16 protein-coding genes are annotated in these 17,050 nt (G+C 73.7%); 13 read left to right on the top strand and 3 right to left on the bottom strand.

Annotated features, from left to right (window positions below):
• Positions 1-35: 35 nt before the first annotated feature.
• A complete protein-coding gene (locus ACZ6N8_RS27535; protein WP_466013501.1) occupies positions 36-1,247 on the bottom strand; it encodes an ArsB/NhaD family transporter in 1,212 nt (403 codons plus the stop codon).
• A gap of 149 nt (positions 1,248-1,396) precedes the next feature.
• Between ACZ6N8_RS27535 and ACZ6N8_RS27530 the strand changes: the two genes are divergently transcribed.
• The 3 genes from ACZ6N8_RS27530 to ACZ6N8_RS27520 all read left to right on the top strand — a co-directional run bounded on the left by ACZ6N8_RS27530 (position 1,397) and on the right by ACZ6N8_RS27520 (position 5,901).
• A complete protein-coding gene (locus tag ACZ6N8_RS27530; protein ID WP_466013607.1) occupies positions 1,397-2,608 on the top strand; it encodes a sensor histidine kinase in 1,212 nt (403 codons plus the stop codon).
• Positions 2,605-3,270: a response regulator transcription factor gene (locus tag ACZ6N8_RS27525; RefSeq protein WP_364364793.1), complete on the top strand. Its 666-nt coding sequence runs from the start codon at positions 2,605-2,607 to the stop codon at positions 3,268-3,270. Before ACZ6N8_RS27530 ends, ACZ6N8_RS27525 begins: the two co-directional genes overlap by 4 nt.
• 147 nt (positions 3,271-3,417) lie before the next feature.
• Positions 3,418-5,901, top strand: coding sequence for an ABC transporter permease (locus tag ACZ6N8_RS27520; RefSeq protein WP_466013499.1), 2,484 nt, complete (start codon positions 3,418-3,420; stop codon positions 5,899-5,901).
• A gap of 133 nt (positions 5,902-6,034) precedes the next feature.
• Here the strand turns inward: ACZ6N8_RS27520 and ACZ6N8_RS27515 are convergent, their stop codons facing one another.
• On the bottom strand, positions 6,035-7,297 hold the full coding sequence (locus tag ACZ6N8_RS27515; RefSeq protein ID WP_466013497.1) for a nucleotide sugar dehydrogenase: 1,263 nt from the start codon (positions 7,295-7,297) through the stop codon (positions 6,035-6,037).
• A 116-nt stretch (positions 7,298-7,413) separates the two neighbouring features.
• On the bottom strand, positions 7,414-8,772 hold the full coding sequence (locus ACZ6N8_RS27510; RefSeq protein WP_466013495.1) for a serine/threonine-protein kinase: 1,359 nt from the start codon (positions 8,770-8,772) through the stop codon (positions 7,414-7,416).
• Positions 8,773-9,276: 504 nt separating this feature from the next.
• Between ACZ6N8_RS27510 and ACZ6N8_RS27505 the strand changes: the two genes are divergently transcribed.
• From ACZ6N8_RS27505 to ACZ6N8_RS27460, 10 genes are all read left to right on the top strand, one after another.
• The gene (locus ACZ6N8_RS27505) at positions 9,277-9,990 is read left to right on the top strand and encodes an RNA polymerase sigma factor (RefSeq protein ID WP_466013493.1); all 714 of its coding nucleotides are present in this window, start codon (positions 9,277-9,279) and stop codon (positions 9,988-9,990) included.
• Positions 9,991-10,006: 16 nt separating this feature from the next.
• Positions 10,007-10,786 (top strand): hypothetical protein, encoded by a 780-nt coding sequence (locus tag ACZ6N8_RS27500; RefSeq protein ID WP_466013491.1) that lies wholly within the window; start codon positions 10,007-10,009, stop codon positions 10,784-10,786.
• Positions 10,787-10,932: 146 nt separating this feature from the next.
• Positions 10,933-12,168 (top strand): ergothioneine biosynthesis glutamate--cysteine ligase EgtA, encoded by a 1,236-nt coding sequence (egtA, locus tag ACZ6N8_RS27495; protein WP_466013489.1) that lies wholly within the window; start codon positions 10,933-10,935, stop codon positions 12,166-12,168.
• Positions 12,165-13,505: an ergothioneine biosynthesis protein EgtB gene (gene egtB, locus ACZ6N8_RS27490; RefSeq protein ID WP_466013487.1), complete on the top strand. Its 1,341-nt coding sequence runs from the start codon at positions 12,165-12,167 to the stop codon at positions 13,503-13,505. The genes egtA and egtB overlap by 4 nt, the downstream gene beginning before the upstream one ends.
• Positions 13,506-13,533: 28 nt before the next feature.
• Entirely contained in the window at positions 13,534-14,280 is a 747-nt protein-coding gene (gene egtC, locus ACZ6N8_RS27485) for an ergothioneine biosynthesis protein EgtC (protein ID WP_466013485.1), read from the top strand.
• Positions 14,281-14,330: 50 nt separating this feature from the next.
• Entirely contained in the window at positions 14,331-15,296 is a 966-nt protein-coding gene (gene egtD, locus ACZ6N8_RS27480; protein ID WP_466013483.1) for an L-histidine N(alpha)-methyltransferase, read from the top strand.
• 222 nt (positions 15,297-15,518) lie between these two features.
• The gene (locus tag ACZ6N8_RS27475) at positions 15,519-16,106 is read left to right on the top strand and encodes a TMEM165/GDT1 family protein (protein ID WP_364364823.1); all 588 of its coding nucleotides are present in this window, start codon (positions 15,519-15,521) and stop codon (positions 16,104-16,106) included.
• Positions 16,107-16,145: 39 nt separating this feature from the next.
• A complete protein-coding gene (locus ACZ6N8_RS27470) occupies positions 16,146-16,508 on the top strand; it encodes a DUF1622 domain-containing protein (protein ID WP_357990394.1) in 363 nt (120 codons plus the stop codon).
• Positions 16,505-16,837, top strand: coding sequence for a hypothetical protein (locus tag ACZ6N8_RS27465; RefSeq protein ID WP_466013481.1), 333 nt, complete (start codon positions 16,505-16,507; stop codon positions 16,835-16,837). Before ACZ6N8_RS27470 ends, ACZ6N8_RS27465 begins: the two co-directional genes overlap by 4 nt.
• The gene (locus ACZ6N8_RS27460; protein WP_139586568.1) at positions 16,834-17,031 is read left to right on the top strand and encodes a hypothetical protein; all 198 of its coding nucleotides are present in this window, start codon (positions 16,834-16,836) and stop codon (positions 17,029-17,031) included. Before ACZ6N8_RS27465 ends, ACZ6N8_RS27460 begins: the two co-directional genes overlap by 4 nt.
• Positions 17,032-17,050: the final 19 nt, after the last annotated feature.

Genomic DNA, 17,050 nt, shown 5'->3' with positions numbered 1-17,050 from the left:
CCGCCAGGTCCGACCCCGCCGACAGCGGTCGGCGCTCAGCTCACCAGCAGCAGCGCCCCGACCGCCGCGAGCGTGCCGGTGACCGCGAGCAGCGTGCTGGTCAGCACGAACCGGGTCACCGGCACCGTCACCCCGGCCGCCCGGCACCGCTCGAACCACAGCAGGGTGGCCAGCGACGCCCAGGGGGCGGCCAGCGGGCCCACGTTGGTGCCGATCAGCAGGGCCAGCAGGCGGGTGTGGTCGGCCACCGGCAGCACCGACTCGCCGGCCAGGTAGGCGGGCAGGTTGTTCACCGCGTTGGCGAGCAGCGCGCCGGTGCCGCCGGCCCGCACCGCGCCCAACGCTCCGCCGTCGGCACCGAGCAGGCCGCCCACCAGGTCGTCCAGCCCGTGCCGACCGAGGGTCTGCACCACCAGGAACAGGCCGACGACGAAGAGCAGCAGCCGTACCGGCACCAGGCCCGGACGCAGCGTGCCGGGGGAGCGGACCACGAAGCCGAGCAGCACCACAGCGAGCGCCACGCTGGAGGCCAGCCCGATCTCCACCCCGGCGAGGATGCCTGCGACGAAGAGCAGGCAGCCGCCGAGCGCGGTGCGGTGCAGCACCGGGTCGGCCGGAACATGCCGGGCCGGCGGGACGAAACGCCCCCCGGCCGGGCTGTCGCGCCGCCACCAGCCGTACCAGAGCAACGCCATGGTGACCGCCACGGCGGCGAGTTGCGGCAGCGCCATCCTTTGCGCGTACGCCAGGGGCGCCAGACCGACCCGGTCCGCGGCGAGCAGGTTGGTCAGGTTGGACACCGGCAGCAGCAGGCTGGCGGTGTTGGCCAGCCAGACCGTGGTGACCGCCAGGGGGGCCGCCGGGACGCGCAGGGTGCGGGCCAACGCGAGCAGCACCGGGGTGAGCAGCACGGCTGTGGTGTCGAGGTTGAGCACGAGGGTGGTCACCGTGGCCAGCGCGCCGCACAGCAGGAACAGCGCCACCCAGCTGCCCCGCGACGCGATGGCCAGCCGGCTGGCGAGCACGTCGAAGACACCGGCCACGGCGGTCAGCTCGGCGAGCACGATCACGGTGCCGAGGAAGAGCAGCAGCGGCAGGATCCGGTGCAGGGTGGCGGTGGTCTCCGTGCGGGGCAGCAGCCCGCTCAGCGCGCAGGCGACCCCGACCACCGCGAGGACGACAGCCACCAGGTCGAGCGGGTGCGGACGCCAGCGCACGGCGGGCTCGGGCGGGGCGGCGGTCTTCACGTCTGCCCACGCTGGCACAGTCTCGCGGTGATCGTGGTGGCCGCCCCCGCGCGGGTGACCGGCCCCACCGGCGCGCCCGCCGCCGGCGCGGAACCACCCGACCGGACCGGGCACGCGACGGGCCACGGGCCGCCCGGCACGTACGCTGGCTGATCGTGAGACGCACCGTGTTCGGTCGCCCGCTGCGCGGCGTCGCCTTCGACGTGGCCGTCTCCGCCCTCGTGGCGCTCGTCAGCCTGACCGCGGCGGTGAATCAGCCCGGCGGCTGGGCGGCCACCCTGGTCGGGGTGGCGATGGCCGTGGCGCTGCTGTTCCGGCGTACCCACCCGGGTGCGGTGACGGTGGTCGTCGCGGCGCTGGCCATGGTCCAGGTGATCGCCCGGTGGGGCCCGCTCGTCTACGACGTCGCCGTCCTGATCACCCTCTACAGCGTGGTGAAGTACGGCCGGCGGCTGCGCGACGGGGTGCTCGCCGGCGGCGTCGCCGCAGTGGGCGTGCTGCTCGCCGCCGCGCAGACCCCCGGCGTCGTCATGTGGTGGGTGACCGCGCTGTGGTACGCGCTGGTCACCGGCGCGGTCTGGCTTGTCGCGTTGAACGTGCGCACCCGCCGGCTCTACGTGCTCACCCTGGAGGAGCGGGCCACCACCCTGGAACGCGAGCGGGAGGCCGAGTCCCGCGCCGCCGTCGCCGAGGAACGCACCCGTATCGCCCGGGAGCTGCACGACGTGGTGGCGCACAGCATGGCCGTGATGATCGTGCAGGCGGACGGGGCGCGGTTCATGCTGGACCGCGACCCGGAGCAGGCCCGCACGGCGGTGAAGGTGGTCGCCGACACCGGCCGGCAGGCCCTGGAGGAGATGCGCCGGCTGGTGGGTGTCCTGCGCGACGCGGGTCCCACCGGCGCCGGCGACTCGGCGGTACCCGCCGACCCGGAGCACCGCAGGCTGGCCCTGGCCGACCTCACCGACCTGCTGGCCCGGTTCCGCGACGCCGGGCTGAGCATCCGGCACACCGTCACCGGCGACGCGCCGGCCCTGCCGCCGGGGTTGGAGCTGACCGTCTACCGGGTCGTCCAGGAGGCGCTGACCAACGCGCTCAAACACGCGGGCGTCGGCGCCCACGTCGACCTGTCCCTGGCGTACACCCCCGACGCCGTCGTGGTCCGGGCCGCCGACGACGGCCGCGGCCGTCCGGTGGTCAGCCCGGCGCCGTCCGGCGGTCACGGCCTGCTCGGCATGCGCGAGCGGGTGACCGTGTACGACGGCAGCCTCACCGCCGGCCCCCGGACGGGCGGGGGCTGGCAGCTCGAGGCACGGCTACCGCTACCGTCGGGTCCCGCAACGGAGGTGATCGCGGCATGACGATCCGCGTGGTGATCGTGGACGACCAGGCGCTGGTGCGCGCCGGGTTCCGGATGGTGCTGGACTCGCAGGCCGACCTGGAGGTGGTCGGGGAGGCCATCGACGGCGCGGACGCCCTGCGGGTGCTGGCCCGTACCGAGGCCGACGTGGTGGTGATGGACATCCGGATGCCGACCATGGACGGGGTGGAGGCCACCCGCCGGCTCTGCGCCGACCGGCCCGCCGGTCCGCCCCGGGTGCTGGTGCTCACCACCTTCGACACCGAGGCGGACGCGTTCGCCGCCCTCCAGGCCGGGGCGAGCGGTTTCCTGCTCAAGAACGTCCCGCCGGAGGAGCTGCTGGCCGCGATCCGTGTCGTCGCCCAGGGTGACTCGGTGGTGGCGCCGTCGATCACCCGGCGGCTGCTGGACCGGTTCGCCGGGCAGCTCGGCACCGGCCCGACAGTCGACCCCCGGCTGGCGCAGCTCACCGAGCGGGAACGCGAGGTGCTGCTGCTCGTCGCGCAGGGACTGTCCAACGCGGAGATCGCCGCGCGGGTGCACGTGGCCGAGGCGACCGTGAAGACCCACGTCGGCCGGATCCTGGCGAAGCTCCAGCTGCGCGACCGGGTCCAGGCGGTGGTGCTGGCGTACGAGAGCGGGCTGGTCACGCCCGGCGGATGAGTCCGCGTACGACCTGGGTCGTACCGGTCGGCGGGGGTACCGCGACCCGGGGCGCACAGACGTCTAGCGCGCAGGTGGAGATCGACTGACCGGTGCCGGCCATAGCGTCGGAGGGGTCCGATCCGTACCGCCTCCCGGGAGTCCCGCATGATCCGCCTGACCCTGCGCTCGCTGCGTGCCGAGGCGCTGCGCATGTTGCTCTCCGCGCTGGCAGTCGTGCTCGGTGTCGCGTTCGTCGCGGGCACCCTGATCCTCGTGGACGGGATGCGCGCGGGGGCGTACGAGCGGGCCGGCACCTTCGACAGGCACACCGACCTGGCCGTGTACGCCACCGGCGAACGGTCGCTGCCCACCGCTCTGCTGGACCGGGTCCGGGAGGCCGACGGGGTGGCGGCCGCGGGCGGGGAGCTGACCGGCACCGGCGGTGTGGTGGGCGCCGACGGCCGACCGGTGCTCGGCTACGCCGTGCTCGCCGCCATCCCGACCGAGGCCGCGCTGCGCTCGTACGACGTGATTTCCGGACGGCTGCCCGACCGCGCCGGCGAGGTGGTGCTGGACACCGACACGGTGGCGAAGGAGGGTTTCACGCTCGGCGGCCCGGTGCGGGTCGGCGGCACCGGTGGTCCGGCCCGCCCGTACACCCTGGTCGGTACCGTCGACGTGGCCGGCACGGCGCGTGACATCGGCGGTCCGTTCATCGGTCTGGTCGGGACGGACGCCCTCGCCGTGACCGGGGAGTCCGGCTACGACCGGATCATGGTGGCGGCGCGGCCGGGTGTGCCGGCGGGCGCGCTCGCCGAGCGGGTACGTGCCGTGGCCGGCGCTGGCACCACTGTGAAGGATCGCCAGCAGATCCTCGACGACGCCGTGGACGAGGCGGTCCGTGACCTGACCCAGTTCACCATGCTGCTGATGATCTTCGTGGCGGTCGCCGTGGTGGTGGCCGGTTTCGTGATCGCCAACACCTTCGCCATCGTGCTGGCGCAGCGCACCCGACGGATCGCCCTGCTGCGCCTGGTCGGCGCGACCCGTGGGCAGGTCTTCCGGTCGGCGCTGCTGGAGTCGGCGGTGCTCGGGGTGGTCGCCTCGGCGCTCGGGGTGCTGTTCGGGGTGGCCCTCGCCGCTGGGATGCGACTGCTGCTGATCCGCCTGGACGTGCCGGTCTCCGGTGGGTTGCGGGTGACCGGTTCGACGGTGGTGACCGCCCTGCTGCTGGGCACCGTCCTGACCGTGGGCGCCGCCCTTCTCCCGGCGTGGCGGGGGACGCGGGTCCCGCCGGTGGCCGCGTTGACCGACGCCGCCGTGCAGCCCGGCCGGGGAGCGGGCCGGCTCCGGCTGGCGCTCGGCGCGGTCGTGCTGGGCGCCGGCGTCGCCGCGCTGGCCGGTGCCGCCGGCGTCGGTCAACTGGTGCTGGTGGCCGCCGGCGGCGTGCTTGCCTTCTTCGGGATCGTCCTGTTCGGACCGGTGCTCGTCCCGGCGCTGGTCCGGGTGTTCGGCTGGCCGCTGCGGCGGCTGGTCGGCACGACAGCGACCCTGGCGGTGGCGAACGCGGTACGTAACCCGCGCCGGATCGCCGCCACGGCTACCGCCCTGGTGATCGGAATCGGACTGGTGTCGGCGTTCGTGGTGGGTGCCCGCAGCACCAAGGACGGCATCGAACGCAGCGTGGACGCCGAGATCGGCACCGATTTCGTGGTCAGCGGGATCGGACAGGACCTTCCCGCCGCGCTCACCGGCGAGCTGGCCGCCCGCCCCGAGTTGGGTGTGGTGCACGAACAGCGCAGCGCGGTCACCGCCGACATCGAGGTCCGCGCCGCCCACCCGGCCCTGGTCGGCCGGACCATCACCGGCGTGCTCTCCGGCGACGCGGGCCGGCTCGGACCGGGGCGGGTGCTGGTGCACGAGGAGTTGGCGCGGGCCAACGGTTGGACTGTCGGCTCACCTGTCACCGTCAAGGGGCGGGGGTTCCAGGTGGCCGCCGTGGTGACCGACGACAGGCCGGCCATGGTCGCCATCGACGCGCCGGCCGGACACGTCATCGACATGGCCGACGCGGACTTCGCCGCGCTCTTTCCCGACCGGCGCGGCTTCCTGGCCGAGATCGACCCCGCCGCCGGCGTCGACGTCGACCGGGCGCGGGACGCGATCGCGCAGGTGCTGGCCGGCTACCCGACGGTCAACCTGATGGACCAGGGCGCGTACAAGAAGATGCTCACCGGCACCGTCGACATGCTTCTGGCGTTCGTCACCGCGCTGCTCGGCCTTGCCGTGGTGATCGCACTGGTAGGTGTGGCGAACACGCTGAGCCTCTCGGTGGTCGAACGCACCCGGGAGAACGCGGTGCTGCGGGCGGTCGGCATGACCCGGGGGCGGATGCGGGCCATGCTCGCGGCGGAGGCAGTGCTGATGGCGCTGGTCGGCGCGGTGCTCGGGATCGGGCTGGGCACCGGGGTCAGCGTCGCCGCGATGGCCCTGCTGGACCGTCTCGGCGGGGACTTTCACGTGGTGCTGCCGTTCGGCCAGCTCGGGCTGATCCTCGGCGTGGCGGTGCTGGCCGCCCTGCTCGCCTCGGTGCTGCCTGCCCGTCGGGCGCTGTCCCGGCCCGTCGTCGAGGCCCTCGCCGACCAGTGAGCCGGCCGGGCTGCGACCGTGCTCGGCGGACCCGGCCCCTGCGCCGGCATGCGGCGTCGCACCGTCCGGGCGGACATCCGCCGGCCGGCCCCGCCGTCTTCCCCGGCGGCGGGACCGGCCAGCGGTGCCGGGTCTACAGGCGCTCGACCACCGGGCCGGAGCACCTGTTGCGGGTGTCGAAGACGTAGCGGGCGTGCTCGACCACCAGGTCGTAGTCGAAGCTGTCGTGGTCGGTGACGACCACCACCGCGTCGGCGGCCCGCACCTCCCGCTCGGTCAGGCCGACCACTGTCACGCCGGCGGGAATCTGGTGCGGCTCGGCGTACGGCTCGACGGCGTGGACCTCGGCGCCGAGGTCCTGGAGCCGGCGGGCCACGTCGACCGCGGGGGAGTCCCGCATGTCACCCGTGTTCTTCTTGTACGCCAGACCGAGCAGCAGCAGCCGGGCGCCACTGACGGCGCGGCCGGTCCGGTTCAGCCCGGCCATGATCCGTTGGGCGACGTGCTCGGGCATCTCGTGGTTGACGTCGTTGGCCAGCTCGATGAACCGGAACTGCCGGCCGAGGCGGCGCTTGACCTGCCAGGACAGGTAACACGGGTCGATCGGCAGACAGTGCCCGCCGACGCCCGGGCCGGGCTTGAACGGCAGGAAACCGAACGGCTTCGTCTCGGCGGCCTCGATCGCCTGCCAGACGTCGATGTTCAACGGGTGCGAGAGCATCGTCAGCTCGTTGATCAGCGCGATGTTGACCTGCCGGAAGGTGTTCTCGATCAGCTTGGTCAGCTCGGCGACCTGAGTGGAGTCCACCGGCACGGTGCGCTCCACCAGACGCCTGTAGAAGCCGTCCACCCGGGCCAGCGACGTCGGGTCCACGCCGGACACCACCTTCGGCGTGTTCTCCAGCCGCCAGGTCGGGTTGCCCGGGTCGATCCGCTCCGGGCTGTAGCCGAGGTGGAAGTCGCCGGGGCTGTGCAGCCCGCTGGCCGACTCCAGAAGCGGACGCAGCAGCTCCTCGGTGGTGCCCGGGTAGGTGGTGGACTCCAGGATCACCGTGCAGCCCGGCCGCACGTACCTGCCGATGCCGACGCCTGCCTGCTCGACGAAGCTCAGGTCGGGGGTGCCGTCGCGCAGCGGCGTGGGAACGGTGATGACGCAGACGTCGAAGCCCTCGGCGTCGGCGTAGTCGGAGCTGGGACGGTACCGCCCGCTGCCCAACGCCCGGCCCAGCCGGTCGGTGGGGATGTCCTCGACGAACGACTCGCCGGAGGCGAGCCGCTTGACCCGGTCGGTGTCGACGTCGAGGCCGATCACGTCCAGACCTGCCTCGACGGCGCGCATGGCCAGCGGCAGTCCGACGTACCCCTGGCCGATCACGACCAGCTTCTCAGCGCTCACCCGGGCTCCCGCGGCAGATGGTGGAAATGACCTGCTGCGAGCCTAGAGTGGTAGTCGACGACGTAAGTCCGTTTTGGTGATATCGGTGCTGGTGGGGGCCCGGTCGGACCGCCCGTTCAGTCGTTCGTCGGGTCGTCCGGGTCCGTCACCGGCGGGGTCGTGGGGGTCGTCGGGCCCGTCGTCGGGTCGCTCGGGGTGGCGGTCGTCGGACCGCTTGTCGGAGCCGAGGTGGTCGCCGTCGCCGTCGGTGTCGGCGGGGTGGTCGTCTGGCTCGGCTGGATGCTCGGCGTCGCGCTGACCGGGGCCGACGGACTGGTCGCGGGAGCGTTCGGCCGGTTCGGGCGGGCCGAGTCCTCGGTGACCTGCTCGTTCCCGGCCGGCACCTCCACCTGGCCGGTCGGTGCCACGGTCGGGGAGGTGGTGGGCAACTTGACCGCCGGGGCGTCCGCGTTCTTCGTCGCGCCAAGGGCTGCCACCAGCGCGGTGACCGCCACCAGCACCGTCGCCGCCGCGCCGACCAACGCGCCCCGCCGGCCGCGTCGACGACCCGCCGGGGCCACGCCCGCGCCGACCGGCACGTCGGTGCGGGTGCCCGGCCCGGCGTCCCGCAACGGAACGGACGACGCCATGGCGGTGGGCGGTTCGCCGCCGGTCACCGCCGTGCGGGCCGCCTCGGCCATCGCCGCGCCACTGCTGAAACGGTCGAGAGGATCCTTGGCCAGTGCCCGCGAGACCAGGGCGCGGACCGCCTCCGGGATCTCGTGCGGCAGCTCCGGCGGCTCGTCGTCGAGGTGGCGCACGGCGACCTGGAGCGGGTTGTCGCCGGTGAACGGTGGACCGCCGGTGAGGCAGCAGTAGGCGACGGCGCCCAGGGCGTAGATGTCGGTGGCCCCGCTGACCGGTCGGCCGGCGGCCTGCTCGGGCGCCATGTAGAGGGCGGTGCCGGGCACCGCGTTGGTGCTGGTGATGCTCGTGACGTTCGTGGAGCGGGCCACGCCGAAGTCGACCAGGACGACGGTGCCGTCCTCCTGCACCAGCAGGTTGCTCGGCTTGACGTCGCGGTGCACGATGCCGCCACGGTGCGCCGCGTTCAGCGCGTGGGCCGCCTGGGCCACGATCGACATCGTCTCGGAGACGTCGAGCCGGCCGGCCGCCTCGATCCGCTTGGACAACGGCTCACCGTCGACGAACTCCATGACCAGGTAGTCGGCCCGGCCGCCGTCGGGCAGGTCGTCCTCGCCGCAGTCGTACACCTGCACGATGCCCGGGTGCCGCAGCGCCGCCATGATCCGCGCCTCGGCCCGGAAGCGGGCGATGAAGTCGGGGTCGGAGACCAGCGCCGGCAGCAGGACCTTCACCGCCACCTGTCGGCCCAGGACCAGGTCCGAGGCGCGCCAGACGTCGCCCATGCCGCCGGTGGCGACACGTTCGTCCAGGCGGTACCGCCCGCTGAGCACGACCTCCGATGACAACACAGCATTACCGTACCTAGAGTGGCGCGGAACGGCGCGCTGCGGGCGTCCCGCCGGACGGCCCGTCCCGGGGTGTGACCTGGGTGGGGATCGCCGTTCCGTGACGGGCTGGTAGCCCGGCGTCATGGAAGGTCGACGGGTGGACGCTGGCCTGTGTCGAGGAATGCTCATGCCCAGCCGCGCGTACGGGGAGCGTCTGCCGGCCGCCGGCCGTTACGGGGACGCGCCGATTCAGCGGTTTGACAATTGTCACTCTTCCGTGACGTGGTGCCGACTTGTCGCCCGGTGGGTCCGCTCCTAGCGTTAGCGCGGCTCGGGCCCCGCTCGGCGGCCACGGCGGGTCACCCGTCGGGAGCCGACCGTCATCGCGCCGGCCCAGACCCCCGGCCGAGACGACCTCGGCCGTGGCATGACCAGAAGTCGGTGGAGGGCGGTGCGGGTGCGGATGCTGGTCGAGCCGGCACGTCACACCTCATCGAACGCGGCGCGGCGATCCGCGGGCCACCGATGACCGCCGAACTGTCCGACGCGGTCACCGCGGCGCAGGCTGGAGACGAGGAGGCGTTCCGCTTTCTCTACCGCAGCCTTCAGCCCGGGCTGCTGCGCTACCTGACCGCCCTGGTGGGCGGGGACGCCGAGGACGTCGCGTCGGAGACCTGGCTGCAGATCTCCCGTGACCTGCCCAGCTTCACCGGCGGGGAGTTCCGGGCCTGGACCGTCACCATCGCCCGTAACCGGGCCATGGACCACCTGCGCAAGCTGCGCCGTCGACCGTCGCTGCCGGTGCCGGTGCAGGCCCTCGTCGACCTGGCCAGCGACGCGGACACCGCCGAGCGGGCCGGGGAGACGATCGGCACCGAGTCGGCGTTGGCGTTGATCGCCACCCTGCCGCCCCGGGAGGCGGAGGCCGTCCTGCTGCGGGCGGTGATCGGCCTGGACGCGGAATCCGCGGGTCAGGTGCTCGGTCGCCGCGCCGGCGCGGTGCGCACCGCCGCGCACCGCGGCCTGCGCCGTCTCGCGGCCCTCCTGGAACGCCCGGATCCGGCCGTCGCCGGCACACCGAGCGCCCGGACCGTCCCGCCACCCGTCGGCGGAGATGGCGCCGCGTCGCCGGTCGGTGTCGACGACGGCGTGTCGTCGGTCGACGGCGGGACGATCGCGCAGCCGCCCCGTCCGCGAGGGCTGTCAGGTCGGACACACGCCGAGTCGGCGGATGGCTGACGTGAGGGGATTCCGGATGAACCCGAACCGGCCCGACCGGTGGGCCGACCGCGCCGAGACCGAACGGCTGCTCGACGCCGCCCGCGCCGCCGCGCCGCCGGCGCCTCAGCACGCGCCCACGGCCGCTCCCGACCCGCTGGCCAACCTCCTCGCCGCCGCTGCCGCCCCGGCCCGGCCCGGGGAGCTGGCCGGTGAGCAGGCGGCACTTGCCGCCTTCCGGGCCGCCCGGGCCGACCCGCAGCCCACCGTGTCCCGCCGGTCGCGCCGGCGCCGGCTGACCACCGGCGCGGTGGCCTGGGTCGGCGCGCTGGCGGCCACCGCCACGGCGGGCGTCGCCTTCGCCGCCGTCACGCTCGACCAGCCACCCGACCCGTCGCCGCCGCAGGCGCCGAGCAGTCCCCGGCCGAGCCCCACCGACGCCGGGGCGAGGCCCTCCGGCGACCGGGGAGCTGTGCCCGATCGGGCGACACCTGGTGCGCCGTCGGCCACCGGCGCCACCCCGTCCGGGGCGGCACCCGCCGGTCAACTGCACGGGCTGTGCCGCGCCTGGCAGGCCAAGAAGCCCGACCAGCGGGAGAAGGCGCTGCGGACGCCCGGCTTCCAGAAGCTCGTGACCGCCGCGGGTGGGGCGGCCCAGGTCGGGCCGTACTGCCAGCGGCTGCTGCCCGGGCCGGCACCGACCAGGACACCGGCGGCTACGCCGACGAAGCCGAAGTCGAAGCCGAAGTCGAAGCCGTCCGAGTCGGCGAAGGTCAAGCTGTCAGATCCGCCGACGGAGCATCCCGTCCGGGACTGAGGATCGCGGTTCGTTCCGCCCTGCGGGCCGGAAATTCGTCTGTTAGACAGGGGTTGGTGGCGCCGCGGACGCCCCGACGCTGTCGGTGGGCGGGTTTACGGTGGCACCGTGTCCCGAAGTCGGCACACGGAGAGGGGGCACGACAGTTGGTCACGTCACCCGAGCTGGACCGCAGCGCGATTCTGCGCGAGTCCGCCGCCGCAGTGCGACATCTCGCCCGGATCTGCTTCAAGACCGGCCCACCCACCCACACCGGCGTCGAACTGGAATGGACCGTGCACGACGCCGCCGATCCCGCCCGCCCTGTCACTCCGACGCGGCTCAGGGCGGCGCTCGGACGGCACAGCCCCGTCACCCTGGACGCGACAAGCTCGGCCGAGCCGCTGCGACACGGCGGCACGGTGACGCTGGAGCCGGGTGGCCAACTGGAGATCTCCACCCCGCCGCGCTCCTCCACCGCCGCGCTGATCGAGGCCACCGAGGCCGACATCGTCCAGGTCACCGACCTGTTGGCCGCCGCCGGTCTGATCCTCGGCCGCAGCGGCATCGACCCGCACCGACGGCCCCGCCCGGTGGTGGAAACTCCCCGTTACCGCGCCATGCGCGGCGCCTTCGACAGGCGTGGTCCGGCCGGCCGGACCATGATGTACAGCACCGCGGGCCTTCAGATCTGCCTCGACGCCGGCGAACCGGACCAGGTCTGCGCACGGTGGGCAGCCGCGCACGCGGTCGGCCCACCGCTGCTCGCGGCATTCGCGTCCGCCACCCGGCACGCCGGGCGGCGCACCGGCTGGGCCTCGGCCCGGATGGCGGCGTGGCTGGCCATCGACCCGTCCCGCACCCGGCCGGTCTGGACGGCGGCGAACGCCCACGAGGACCCGAGGAACACCTGGGCGCGGTACGTGCTCGCGGCGCCGCTGCTCTGCCTGCGCCGGCACGGTCCGGACTGGGCCGCCCCGCCCGGCGTGACGTTCGCCGACTGGCTCGACGGGGCGCTGCCCCACCCACCCACCACCGACGATCTCGACTACCACGTCAGCACGCTGTTCCCGCCGGTGCGTCCCCGCGGCTACCTCGAACTGCGGTACCTGGACGCCCAGCCGGGGCGGGACTGGCGGCTTCCGTTGGCGGTGCTGGCCGCCCTGTTCGCCGACCCGGGCACGGCGCGTGACGCGTACACGATCGCCGCCGCGGTGGCGCACCGTTGGTCCGCGGCCGCCCGGCACGGGCTCGCCGACGCGGCGCTGGCCGCCGCCGCCTCGGCGTTGCTCGACCTGGCCCTGACCAGGCTGCCGCTTCTGGATCTGCCTGCCGACATCCACGACGACATCGCACGAGGCGTTCGGCGGCGGCTGACCGCCGCGGAGAGGGGAGACCGGTGACCGCGAGCACGACGACGGGACACACCGACGGGGAGCGGCTGCGCGACCGGATCGCGGCGGAGCTGGCCCGGGCCCGATCCCGTACCGCGCTGCTGACCGAGGTGGTCGACGACGCCGACCTGATGCGCCAGCACTCGCCGCTGATGTCGCCGCTGGTCTGGGACCTGGCGCACGTCGGCAACCAGGAGGAGCTGTGGTTGGTGCGGGACGTCGGGGGCCGCGAGCCGGTCCGGTGCGACATCGACGAGCTGTACGACGCGTTCAAGCAGCCCCGCCGCGACCGGCCCGCGCTGCCCCTGCTGCCGCCCGCGGAGGCCCGCGCCTACCTGGGCACCGTTCGGGACAAGGTGCACGACCTGCTCGACACGGTGCGGTTCACCGAGCGTCCGTTGGTGGCCGACGGGTTCGCCTTCGGCATGATCGTCCAGCACGAGCAGCAGCACGACGAGACGATGCTCGCCACCCACCAGCTGCGCGCCGGGCCCGCGGTGCTGCACGCCCCGGCGCCACCGGAGCCGTCCGCGTCCGTCGGCGGGGAGGTGCTGGTCCCGGCCGGCGAGTTCACCATGGGCACCGACACCGATCCGTGGGCCCTGGACAACGAGCGTCCCGCGCACCGCGTCGACCTGCCCGCGTACGTCATCGACGCGGCCCCGGTCACCAACGGCCAGTACGAGGCGTTCATCGCCGACGGCGGCTACACCGACAGGCGCTGGTGGAGCCCGGCCGGCTGGGCGCACCGGGTCGGGGAGCGGCTCGAGGCCCCGATGCACTGGCGGCGCGACGGCGACGGCTGGTCGTACCGGCGGTTCGGCCGGTGGGACCGGGTCCGGGCGGACGAGCCGGTGGTGCACGTGTGCTTCCACGAGGCGCAGGCGTACGCGGCGTGGGCCGGCAAGCGACTGCCGACCGAGGCGGAGTGGGAGAAGGCTGCCCGGTGGGATCCGGCGACGGGGCGCTCGCGCCGCTACCCGTGGGGCGACGACGAGCCGACGGCCGCGCACGCCAACCTGGACCAACGCCACCTGCGGCCGGCTCCGGTGGGCGCGTACCCGGCGGGCGCCTCGCCGCTGGGCGTGCACCAGCTCATCGGCGACGTCTGGGAGTGGACGTCGACTGCCTTTCGGGGGCATCCCGGGTTCACCGCCTTCCCGTACCGGGAGTATTCGGAGGTCTTCTTCGGCGACGACTACCGGGTGCTGCGTGGCGGCTCGTTCGGCACGGACCGGTCGGCCTGCCGGGGCACGTTCCGCAACTGGGACTATCCGATCCGCCGGCAGATCTTCAGCGGTTTCCGGTGTGCGCGGGACGCCGGCCCGGACGAGTCGCGCCTGTGACGCGACGCGCGGCTGACCGGTGGCGCTGATGTGCCGCCACCTGGCCTATCTGGGGCCACCTGTCACCCTGGCCGAGCTGCTGTTCGAGCCCGCGTACTCGCTGGTGCGCCAGTCCTGGGCGCCGCGTGACATGCGCGGCGGCGGCACGATCAACGCCGACGGTTTCGGTGTGGGCTGGTATCCGGGTGACGGCGAGCCGGTGCGCTACCGGCGGGCCCAGCCGATCTGGAGTGATCCGACGATCGCGGAGCTCGCGGCGGTGACCCGCTCCGGCGCGGTTCTCGCCGCGGTGCGCTCGGCCACCGTCGGGATGGCGGTGCAGGACGGGGCCGCCGCGCCGTTCGCGCAGGGCCGGTGGCTGTTCAGCCACAACGGTGTGATCCGGGGTTGGCCGGACGCGGTGGTGCCGCTCGCCGCCGCGCTGCCCGTGCGTGACCTGCTGACCCTGGATGCCGCCACCGACTCGGCCCTGCTGTGGGCGTTGGTGCGGCATCGGCTGCGGGCCGGCGACGACCCGGCGCGGGCGGTCGCCGAGACGGTGGCGGACGTGGCCGCGGCCGCGCCGGGGTCCCGGTTGAACCTGCTGCTCACCGACGGGCGGTCGGTGGTGGCCAGCGTGGCCGGGCACGCGTTGTCGGTGCGCGCGGCGCACGGCTCCGTGCTGCTCGCCTCGGAGCCACACGACGACGACCCGGGGTGGCGGCCGGTGCCCGAGGGGCAGCTGGTAACCGCCACGGCGGACGAGGTGCGGGTACGCCCACTGCCGGTCCGGTGAGCGGCACCGGTCGGGCACGCGAGTGTTGACTGAGCAGAGAGGCAGGGCCGATGACTGCGGAACCGCTGGAGATCTACCTAGAGCAGCAGGACGTGGAGCGTGGCCTGCGTCAGGACGTCCGGACCGGGTTGACCGCGGAGCCGAAGTGGCTGCCGCCGAAGTGGTTCTACGACTCCCGGGGCAGTGAGCTGTTCGAGGAGATCACCCGTCTTCCCGAGTACTACCCGACCCGGGCCGAGCGGGCGGTGCTGGCGCGGCACGCCCCCGACATCGCGGCGGTGACCGGCGCGAAGACGCTTGTCGAGTTGGGTTCGGGCTCGTCGGAGAAGACCCGGCTGTTGTTGGACGCGTTCACCCGCCGGGGCGGGCTGGGCACGTTCGTTCCGCTCGACGTGTCGGTGAGCGCGCTGCTGGGGTCCACCGCGCGGATCGCGGCGGACTACCCGGGCCTGCGGGTGCGGGGCATCGTCGGGGACTTCACCCGGCAGCTCGACAGGTTGCCGACCGGCGGCCGTCGCCTGGTGGCGTTCCTCGGTGGCACGATCGGCAACCTGTTGCCGGCCGAGCGGGCCGAGTTCCTGGCCGCCATGCGCGCCGCTCTGGAGGTCGGGGACTGGCTGCTGCTCGGCACCGACCTGGTGAAGGACCCGTCGGTGGTCGTGCCCGCGTACGACGACGCGGCAGGGGTGACCGCCGAGTTCAACCGCAACGTGCTGCGTGTGATCAACCGGGAGCTGGGGGCGGACTTCGACCCGGAGGCGTTCGCGCACGTCGCTCTCTGGGATTCCGAGCACGAGTGGATCGAGATGCGGTTGCGCGCCACGCGGCCGATGACCGTGCGGGTGCTGGACCTGACTGTCGAGTTCGCGGCGGGGGAGGATTTGCGGACCGAGGTGTCGGCGAAGTTCCGTCCGGCGGGGATCGCCGCGGAGTTGGGCGCGGCGGGGTTCACCGCGGCGGAGTTCTGGACCGACCCGGACGGGTTGTTCGGCGTGACGCTGGCGCGGGCGCGGTGAGCCGGCCCACCCACCCGGCCGCCCGGCCATGGGGAGTGATCCGTTAGGCTGGTCGCGCGAAGGGGAGTAGCCCCCAATGTCGTGGTCGACATACTGGTGCGTTCCGCATCCGGCCACGCGGCCCCGGTTCTCAGGGGCGGGCGAGACCTTCGACTCAGGCTGTAGCAGCCGGGTCGAGGGCGCCCCTGTACCTCCTCCCGGTGTGAAAACGGGAAGGATGTCATGGAGGGATTTTTCGCCGCGCTGGTGGTCAGCTTCGGCGTCATCTTCGTCGCCGAACTGGGGGACAAGTCCCAGTTGATGGCGTTGACCTTCGCCACGCGGTTCAAGCCCATCCCGGTGCTGATCGGCATCACCGTCGCGACGGCGGTGGTGCACCTGGCGTCGGTCGCCATCGGTGTGGGTCTCGGGGCCGTGCTTCCCACCGACTGGATCTCTCTGGTGGCCGGTGTGGCGTTCCTCGGCTTCGGCGCGTGGACCCTGCGGGGGGACAAGCTCACCGAGGAGGAGAAGAGCAAGGCGGAGAAGACCAACAAGACGGCGCTGGTGGCCGTGTCGGTGGCGTTCTTCCTTGCCGAGTTGGGCGACAAGACGATGCTCGCCACGATCACCCTCGCGACCAAGTACGGCTGGTTCGGCACCTGGCTGGGCTCCACGATCGGCATGGTGGCGGCGGACGCCCTCGCGATCATGGTCGGCCGGATGCTCGGCCGTCGCCTCCCGGAGAAGACCATCAGGTACGGCGCCGCGATCCTCTTCGCCATCTCGGGCCTCTGGCTGATCCTGGAGGCGGTGAACGAGCTGACGTGAGCGCCGACTAGGCGCCCCGAGGGCGGGTAACGGCCCGGGGTGGAGCCGGCGGAGTTGCTGCGCCACGGCGACGAGGTGCTGGTCGCCGTGGTGGAGGTCGCCGGAGCTGTGGTGATCTTCGTGGGTGCCGTCTGGGCGGCGGTGCGGTTCGTGGTCGAGGGGCTGCGGCACCGTACCGCCGCCGTCTTCACTCCGATCCGGCTCACCCTGGGTCGCTTCCTGACCCTGGGTCTGGAGTTCCAGTTGGCGGCCGACGTGCTCCGGACAGCGGTGTCTCCGTCGTTCACCCAGATCGGCCAGTTGGCCGCCATCGCCACGATCCGGACGGCGCTCAATTACTTCCTGGGTCGGGAGATCCGTCAGGAGCAGCGGCAGGTGGCCGAGGGCGAGCGCCGGTCGTGACCGGCGCGCCGGCCCTGGCGGTCACCGCGCTGGCCCTCGTCACGGGTGTGGTGGTGGTGTTGAGCACCAGGGCTCCCCGGACCGCCATCCGGGTGCTGCTGGACCTGCTGGTCGCGGCAGGTCTGCTCCGGCTCGTCGGCCAGCCGGACTGGAGCGGCCTGGCCGGCGCGGCGGCGGTCGTCGCGCTTCGCCAGCTGCTCTGGGCGGTGCTGGGCACCGCGCCGGCGTGGCCGCGTCGACAATCCCGGCCGCCCTGCGGCGGGGACGATCACCACCTACCGTTGGCGGTGAGAGGCGGAACCGGCGAGAGCGGGAGGACGACCACATGAGCAGGCACGACGAACCGAACGAGTACGGCTTCGCCGGCGGTGCCACCGCTCCCGAGCCGCAGCCCGGCGGGAAGCCCGACGAGCGGGACGTGGCCGAGGAGGTGGCGGTGCCCGGTGACGACCTCACCGGGCCGGCGGCCGAGGCGCTGTCCGAGGAGACCGAGGAGCACCGCCCCGCCGACCGGGGGCGCTGACCGGCACGGACGGTACGTC

It is taken from the genome of Micromonospora sp. NPDC047521 (assembly GCF_055587305.1).
The sequence above is the reverse complement of the archived record's forward strand: the minus strand, read 5'-3'. Positions and strand labels throughout refer to the sequence as shown.

Excerpts from the sequence above, each read along its gene's own strand:
- ACZ6N8_RS27525 (WP_364364793.1), top strand. The coding sequence starts at position 2,605 with ATGACGATCCGCGTGGTGATCGTGGACGACCAGGCGCTGGTGCGCGCC.
- ACZ6N8_RS27520 (WP_466013499.1), top strand. The coding sequence starts at position 3,418 with ATGATCCGCCTGACCCTGCGCTCGCTGCGTGCCGAGGCGCTGCGCATG.
- ACZ6N8_RS27505 (WP_466013493.1), top strand. The coding sequence starts at position 9,277 with ATGACCGCCGAACTGTCCGACGCGGTCACCGCGGCGCAGGCTGGAGAC.
- ACZ6N8_RS27500 (WP_466013491.1), top strand. The coding sequence starts at position 10,007 with ATGAACCCGAACCGGCCCGACCGGTGGGCCGACCGCGCCGAGACCGAA.
- egtC (WP_466013485.1), top strand. The coding sequence starts at position 13,534 with ATGTGCCGCCACCTGGCCTATCTGGGGCCACCTGTCACCCTGGCCGAG.
- egtD (WP_466013483.1), top strand. The coding sequence starts at position 14,331 with ATGACTGCGGAACCGCTGGAGATCTACCTAGAGCAGCAGGACGTGGAG.
- ACZ6N8_RS27475 (WP_364364823.1), top strand. The coding sequence starts at position 15,519 with ATGGAGGGATTTTTCGCCGCGCTGGTGGTCAGCTTCGGCGTCATCTTC.
- ACZ6N8_RS27460 (WP_139586568.1), top strand. The coding sequence starts at position 16,834 with ATGAGCAGGCACGACGAACCGAACGAGTACGGCTTCGCCGGCGGTGCC.